This is a genomic window from Deltaproteobacteria bacterium, from assembly GCA_016219225.1.
Classification (GTDB): domain Bacteria; phylum Desulfobacterota; class RBG-13-43-22; order RBG-13-43-22; family RBG-13-43-22; genus RBG-13-43-22.
The window spans coordinates 1-6,971 of the sequence record JACRBX010000298.1; the positions used below are offsets into that span (position 1 = coordinate 1).

Below are 6,971 nucleotides of genomic sequence, written 5' to 3' on the forward strand. Positions count from 1 at the left end.
CCTTTATGGCCGATTTTAGTTCAGCTTTGTCCTGATACATAGTGGAGGTCAGGTTTCCGAGACCGCCGGCATTGGAAATAGCGGCGCACAGGGGTGGATAGGCCAGTCTCATCAATCCCCCGCAGACGATCGGATATTGAATACCCAGCATTTCAGTTAGTCTTGTTTTCATAGCATAAATCTCCTTTAATAGAATAGAATACGAAGGCCTCAGGGCGGGACTTATTTCTCCCACATCCTTTCCATTGCCCCCAGGAATATTTGAATTCCAAGGGGCATAGCCTCTTCGTCAAAGTCAAAACGGGGATTGTGATTCTGGTAAACAAATCCTTTTTCTGGGTTACCTCCACCCAGAATAAAGAAGACCGATGGGCAAATCCTCCCATAGTAAGCGAAATCTTCACAGGCCATAACGGGGCTAACACGGGCCACGTTCCCGCTGCCCAGCAACTGGCCGGCAGTTTCTTCAATCAGAGAGGTCAGCCTTTCGTCATTGACCAGGACCGGGTATTGCCTTTTAAGATCTATACTTACACTGGCTCCCACTGATCCACAGACCCCTTCGGCCATCTGCCTTAAATCGGACTCCATCGACGAGAGGACCATTTCCGAATGGCAGTGGATGCAGCCTGAAAGCTCCGCTGAACCGGGAATAGTGCTGGACACGGTTCCCGCAGAAAAACGTCCCACAGTAAGTAAAGCCGGTTCGACGGGATCTACCCGGCGGCTGACAACGGTCTGCAAGGTACAGACCAACTGCGCACCCGTTACAATCGGGTCCACACAAAGGTGAGGCAAGGACGCGTGTCCCCCCGCCCCGGATATTTTAACAGTGAATTCACTGAGGGCGGACATCATCGGTCCGGGCCGGATCCCCACTATCCCCAAAGGCATCAAAGGGACAATGTGAAGGCCGAAAATGGACTCTACACCTTCCAGTATTCCGCTTTCTATAATGGGCCGGGCACCTCCCGGGGGGTTTTCCTCGGCGGGCTGAAACAACAGCATTATTTTGCCCTTCAAACTGTCCCGGTGTCTTTGTAACATGGAGGCCAGCCCTAAAAGTATGGCGGTATGCCCATCATGGCCGCAGGCGTGCATTACTCCGGGCACCGTGGAGGTGTAGGGCACATCACTTTCTTCCTGAATGGGCAGGGCGTCGATATCCGCCCTGAAGGCCAGGACCGGCCCGGGCCGGCCGGAATCTATTACGACGTAAACCCCTGTGCCCGCCACTCGCTTGCCCTCAATTCCCAGATCATCCAGTTTGGCCAGAATATATTCACAGGTCTTTTCCTCTTTGAAACCCAATTCCGGAAAGCGGTGCAGGTGGCGGCGAATACTCCTGCAATATTCCAATACATCGGTTGTCACATCCATCTAATGATCCTCCTTACGAAATTTGTATTGCATTTACTTCTTCCACATCCTTTAGGAAGCTATGCATTCCTATGCCAGTGGTATCCGGGTTGAGGTAAAACCCTTCACTATTTTGCCGTCGATTACAAAGACCACCGGAAAGCTATGTGCATTATGAAGCGCCGCGCAGTTTCCTGCGGTATCAATTGCCAGGATGCCCCCAATGATTTTCTCACCCACTAAGCGTTGGATGGCGGCAGTAGTGGCGGCCTGGAGGCTTATGCCCCGGGCGATCATATTCAAGACACAGGAAGCGGTCTGATTCCTGATAAAAGTTTCTCCCATTCCGGTACAAACAACAGCTCCATAAGATGAAGCATAAATTCCTCCCCCGATCACGGGGGTATCACTTACTCGGCCGGGGAGCTTTAAGAAAGTTCCCCCCGTGCTGGACGCCGCCGCAGAATATCCGTTCTTAACGGCAACGCAGCCGACCGTATCACAGGATTTGGGGAACCCGGTGAAGGCGCTGAATGGCTGATTTTGATTCCTTTCCTGGGCAGAAAGAGCCTTCTCCCAGAATCCGCGCTGTTGGTTCGTCACCGGGTTGAACGGAGCAAACCCCATATGCCGGGCGAAATGGGTAGCGCCTTTCCCCGCCAGGAGCACGTGGGGCGTTTCCTCCATGACCTTCCGCGCCACGCAGACCGGGTTTTTCACTTCCTGGATGGCGGCAACGGCACCACATCGGCCAGTCGCACCGTCCATAATGGCTGCGTCCATCTCCGCTTCCCCCTCAAGATTAAGCACCGAGCCATACCCGGCATTAAAGAGCGGGGTATCTTCCAAGGCCATGACCGACCTTTCCACCGCATCGAGGGGTCCGGCCTCCAGAGCCCGGTAACCGGCAAGAGCGGCCCGTCTGAGGGATGCCAGATAGGGCTTGGCACAACTGGTCTCTACACTTCCGTGGACAAGAATGGCTTTCATTTAATTGATCTTTTGGATCCCTGCAGGCTTATAAAGCCGACCGGTCAGAGTTGTAATGCCAGTCACAGGCATCCATATCTTTAATAAATTGGACTATGGTCTTTACCAAGGCCTCTTCCATCATCCGCCCCTTTTCCGCCGTGGCTTTTGTGGGATCGCCGGTTGCGCCACAGTCGGTCAACTCAGCAAAATTCCATTTGATGTCTATACCCTCCGGCAGTTTGGGCACTACACCTCGGGCGTGCTTCATCTCAATCAGCTCCGGGAAAAGGGCGAGGCCCATAGAGGTTTCCCCTTCTCCGGCATGGCCCATTCCGTCCCAGACCTCGAAGGTGTGGGGAGGAATCAGTTTTCCAGCGGTTATCCACCAGGCATCCAGTGAAGCGATCCTGACCTCCGGAAACTTTATTTTTATAGATCGGGTGGCTATCTCGATAGGTGAAATGTTGCCGTCATGGCCGTTCATAATAAAGATTTTTTTAATGCCGTTTTTGACCACCGAACGCAATATATCTTTGAGCAAGGCAATCAGCGTTTCAGGCTGCAAGCTGATAGCCAAAGGAAAATGAGAATAATGTTCGCTCATACCGACATTGACCGATGGCAATACAAGCAATCCCTTGACTTGCTCAGCCACCTTTTCGGCCAGAATGGTTGAGACATAAGTGTCCGTTCCGAAAGGCAAGTGAAAACCGTGATTCTCGCATGAACCGACGGCAATAATGGCTTTATCGTGTTTTTCTCCGTGCAGGTACTGGTTTCCGGTCATTTTTTGGAGAATACTCATAAAAAAGTCCTCCTTACTTAAAAATATTGGATTAGGGGTTAAGAATAAGCGGTTTCAGACGGGCGCATTTTCACCCATCCTTCTCTTTATGGATGAATTGCTTTAGTTTCATTACGGACTCTTTTATCTCGCTTGTCTTCACACCGATCATCATTATGTTTTGCGCCCTTTTTGCAAAAGCCTCCGAGATCAGGCCCATGAAAACGCCCTTTCCCTTTTCTTCCGCATTGTCTTTCGTGGTCGTTTCAATCCCACAACTTGGAGACCGGTTTATACCTACAACCCCAATGACTCTAAATCCATATGACCGGTAATCTTGTATCAGGGTCGCCACTTCTTCGGCCTTGACTCTTAATAGCTTTTGATTGACCATCTCACTCATTAGGTTTCCGATCCGCGTATTCTCTTCCAGCACTTGCCTTTTTCCTCCTTGCCGATCTCCCCTGTCAAGTCCAAGGCACATTACTTCCGGGCAAGGAAGCTGTAGGATCCCTATTTGATTTTTCATGATCAGATCTATGATCTCCCGGAATTGGCTCGGGCAGTCTGCTGTACCATCTGAGATGGAGTTCTGGTTGAGCAGACAGTGTGCAAGGATGATGATCTTCTTGCTCCTGTTATCGGCAAACATGAGAAGCTCCCTTTGCCCATCTGGCTTTTACACCAGATGGATTAAAAACACTTAAGCAAATAAAATAAAAAACGTACTAAAAGGTTGCTCAAAAAGTCCTATCTATCCCGCCAACGGCGGTATTGTCCTTATGCCTCCCCACTTTTCAGTGGGGCAGGCTTATGCGACGTACTTATGGTCGCTTCATTCCTCGTAATCCTGGTCACCTTGTATCCGGACTTTTTGAGCAACCTGTAAAAAATGAGCTTTTCCGCAAACTGCTGATAAATAAAGGCTATCTGCCCCTTTTCAGCAAACTGGCCGGAGAAAAATCATTATAGGTATACTTTTGGTCATTAACGGTTATCTCGGGGCTGTAATAGGTGGCCATGCCGAATTGAACATCAATGCCGAAAGCCCCATCCAATATCGGATATTTGATTCCCAACATGGCGTGGCGCCTCATTGGCTGCATCCAGATCTTCCAGACCTTGCCGGCCCGATCCCAGGCGATAATGTAATAGATGGTGCTGCCGTCTTCCTTATCCACCCAAATTCGTTTTCTGCTTTGGGGATATTTGGGGTCTTTGGGCTTGATGTCGATGACATAGGTATCCCGGACTTCATAATTATCATAAGGAAAGGGAAGATCGTTTTTCTTCCAGTTTGCCGATCTAGGATGAAAAGTATTGTCCGTGATGCCCAATACCTTCTGTTCCCCTACGAGCTTATAGCTAAATTCCGTAATCCTACCGTCAAAACCCCAGACGTCATCTCCCGCGGCAATGGTGCCCATAGCAGGGATTGAGCGTTGCCCGGCTTCCGCCCTTATAACCCGCCGCATACTGGGCAGGAAGAGATAGCTGTCATCGGGTTTCTTCGGGTCCACATAACGGTAGACGAGGACCATGGTGTTTTTTATGCTGTCGGGATATAAAAATTGTATCAGGGAGGCTTTATAGATGCCTTGAGGATTCGGTAGATCAGGTTTGGGAGAAACGACTAATCGATCCTTGAAATAACAAAAAATATATTGGAATTTAGTCCACCGGAGATCCTCTCCTTTTCTCTTTTCGAAGGAGTTCCCACCGTGATCGGTATCTTCATCAAAGACGTACCGACTATCGTAATTCCACATGAACTTAGTGACAAAATCCTTGTCATTTCTTTGGAGGTCCGGGAAAGGAAAACCTTCTCTATTGTAACCCCCCGTGAGATTCCCATGAGTATCCAGACTGTATTTATTTTTATTTTTTGCGGATAGAGCCAGATACTCCCTGGGAACTGAAATGGGTTTGGATTCAACCACCTTCATTTGAATAGGGGAGATAAGCCCCCACCCGTCTTCAAAGGCCGGCAGAAATTCTTCGGGGAAGAGGTGAATATATTTTTTGTAGTTACTTTTATCAATGGTTGTACCGGGCTTGGGTATCTCCTGGCCAAAAGATAATGAAGCAACCAAGAGACCCGATAGCGCCAGGGCGGCCACCAGCAGCCTCCAGAATTTAAAAATTTTCTTTTGCATAGTCTATAACCTCCTTAAGCCTAAAAATTAAACTGGGTGGTGAGGACGATCATATCCTTGGTCCGCAGGATGCCCAGCCCCTCATAGTTGTTGTCCCCATAGACATTGATGTACTTCAATTCCGCCGAAAATTTTTGGTTCAACCAGCCCGGGGTCCATTTTACGGCCGGCATAATCAGCCCGCTGTTGGCCCAGGGCCAGTAACTGACCACCAATTCCGTGGAGATCCGGTTATAGAGCCAGTTGGTGGCTATACGGCCGTTAAAACGGGGCACATACGACGGGTATTTGGTAGCATAGATGATGTATTGGAGATTGTCTGCGTTAGGGATGTATTCGGCCACATGCTCGATCGATAGGTCAAATGGGGCGGTGTTATGCCAATCGAAATAAAAGAAACTGTTGAGGTCATAAGCTATCATGTATTTGAAATAATCCCTCGTGACGATGGCATCGAAAACCGTTGGATCAAAAGTGTTGAAAGGTTTGTTTGGTGAATAAATGGCTTCCGCTCGAATAACCCCGGGGCATGGAAGTTGTTTGCTCATATAACCCCCGATGATGTCCATGGAAGGATGAACCAAAGTATATTGTCGCTCCGGAAGGAAGGTATCCGGGCCGGTCTGGATCATTCTTCCGGTCAGATTTCCCCTCTTGAACGAGGAGTCATAGTTATGAGTATGCCAGTACATGAGACCGAATAAATAACCATTGGCATTGGTGCTGGTCCTGAAGCCGAAGCGGGTGTCGCCGATAGTATTGTCGGGAAATACTTCCTTAACCGTGGGGATTTCCGTCGGAACCCATTTACCGGCCATAGGACCTGGAATAAAGGACGGCAGTTGGGTCCAGCCCCTGGAAAAAGGTGGAAAGGACGTTCCCGGCGCTTGGGGGAAAATGAGAGTGTTCCCCACGGAATTGGGGGGCAGAAACCGGTCCTCAGGATTGATGGCGAACCGCTGTCCGGCCTGAATAAGGGCAGGATTGGCTAATTGCGGTATCCGGTTGACCCGGTACTTGTCATCCACCAGCAGAGGATTGACGATCCATTCGAAGCTCGAGCTCAGAAGATCGACGTCATGGATCGACCGGATCATCCACTGTGGAATCCGGCTGTCTTCCAGGTTGGAAAAAGCCAAAGCATATCGAGAATTATCGGGATGAATGACATCTCCCACCCGCTCAGTCAGGGATTCCCCCCAGATGGCGATCTGCCGGCCGATCTTGATATCGTTCTTTTTATTGGGAGTAATTTGAATATAACCCTCCCGGATGACATCATTAAGGTTTCTGTACTCGCTGTATTCCTCCCCGCCCTTCTGGCTCACCGACCCGTCCTCGACCTTGTACCAGGGTTCATAAGCAAATTGGATGGCCGTATAGAGCTTAAAATGGTCGGAAACCTTCCAGTCAGCATAAGTCCGCAGCCAGGTCCTTTCGGTGGCCAGACGGTCATCGTTCTGTTGATAGGGCTGTTTCTCTAAAAAAACGCCGGTATTGTTGCGCAGCCAGCCCCAGATGGTCAATTCCTGGTTTTCCCCGAAGGTGATCTTGTCAAAGGCCAACCCCTGGTGGGGAATCAAAAGAGCCAGGCAAACCAGGCACACCAGGCTTACCAACATTCCTTTTACACTCTTTATTAACATTCCTTTCCTCCTTTCGAAGTTTAAATAAAGGTATAAGGTCCAAGGTGTAAGGTA

7 protein-coding genes are annotated in these 6,971 nt (G+C 49.5%); all 7 read right to left on the reverse strand.

Annotated elements, in window-relative coordinates; translation table 11 throughout:
- The coding region (locus HY879_24250; protein MBI5606457.1) for a nitronate monooxygenase at positions 1–172 on the reverse strand (172 nt) is incomplete at its 3' end.
- A 50-nt stretch (positions 173–222) separates the two neighbouring features.
- Complete coding sequence (locus HY879_24255) at positions 223–1,380, reverse strand: amidohydrolase (protein MBI5606458.1); 1,158 nt, start codon at positions 1,378–1,380, stop codon at positions 223–225.
- Positions 1,381–1,449: 69 nt separating this feature from the next.
- Positions 1,450–2,349 carry an isoaspartyl peptidase/L-asparaginase gene (locus tag HY879_24260; GenBank protein ID MBI5606459.1) on the reverse strand — a complete coding sequence of 300 codons (900 nt, stop codon included), beginning with the start codon at positions 2,347–2,349 and terminating at the stop codon, positions 1,450–1,452.
- 28 nt (positions 2,350–2,377) lie between these two features.
- Positions 2,378–3,136 (reverse strand): creatininase family protein, encoded by a 759-nt coding sequence (locus HY879_24265; protein ID MBI5606460.1) that lies wholly within the window; start codon positions 3,134–3,136, stop codon positions 2,378–2,380.
- Positions 3,137–3,206: 70 nt separating this feature from the next.
- A complete protein-coding gene (locus HY879_24270; GenBank protein MBI5606461.1) occupies positions 3,207–3,767 on the reverse strand; it encodes a DUF523 domain-containing protein in 561 nt (186 codons plus the stop codon).
- 274 nt (positions 3,768–4,041) lie between these two features.
- On the reverse strand, positions 4,042–5,271 hold the full coding sequence (locus tag HY879_24275) for a DUF1329 domain-containing protein (protein ID MBI5606462.1): 1,230 nt from the start codon (positions 5,269–5,271) through the stop codon (positions 4,042–4,044).
- A 20-nt stretch (positions 5,272–5,291) separates the two neighbouring features.
- The gene (locus HY879_24280) at positions 5,292–6,917 is read right to left on the reverse strand and encodes a hypothetical protein (protein MBI5606463.1); all 1,626 of its coding nucleotides are present in this window, start codon (positions 6,915–6,917) and stop codon (positions 5,292–5,294) included.
- Between the last annotated feature and the right edge of the window lie 54 nt (positions 6,918–6,971).

Bases quoted from the DNA above. Each gene is read 5' to 3' on its own strand.
- HY879_24260 (MBI5606459.1), bottom strand. From the start codon at position 2,349: ATGAAAGCCATTCTTGTCCACGGAAGTGTAGAGACCAGTTGTGCCAAG.
- HY879_24280 (MBI5606463.1), bottom strand. From the start codon at position 6,917: ATGTTAATAAAGAGTGTAAAAGGAATGTTGGTAAGCCTGGTGTGCCTG.
- HY879_24275 (MBI5606462.1), bottom strand. From the start codon at position 5,271: ATGCAAAAGAAAATTTTTAAATTCTGGAGGCTGCTGGTGGCCGCCCTG.
- HY879_24265 (MBI5606460.1), bottom strand. From the start codon at position 3,136: ATGAGTATTCTCCAAAAAATGACCGGAAACCAGTACCTGCACGGAGAA.
- HY879_24255 (MBI5606458.1), bottom strand. From the start codon at position 1,380: ATGGATGTGACAACCGATGTATTGGAATATTGCAGGAGTATTCGCCGC.
- HY879_24270 (MBI5606461.1), bottom strand. From the start codon at position 3,767: ATGTTTGCCGATAACAGGAGCAAGAAGATCATCATCCTTGCACACTGT.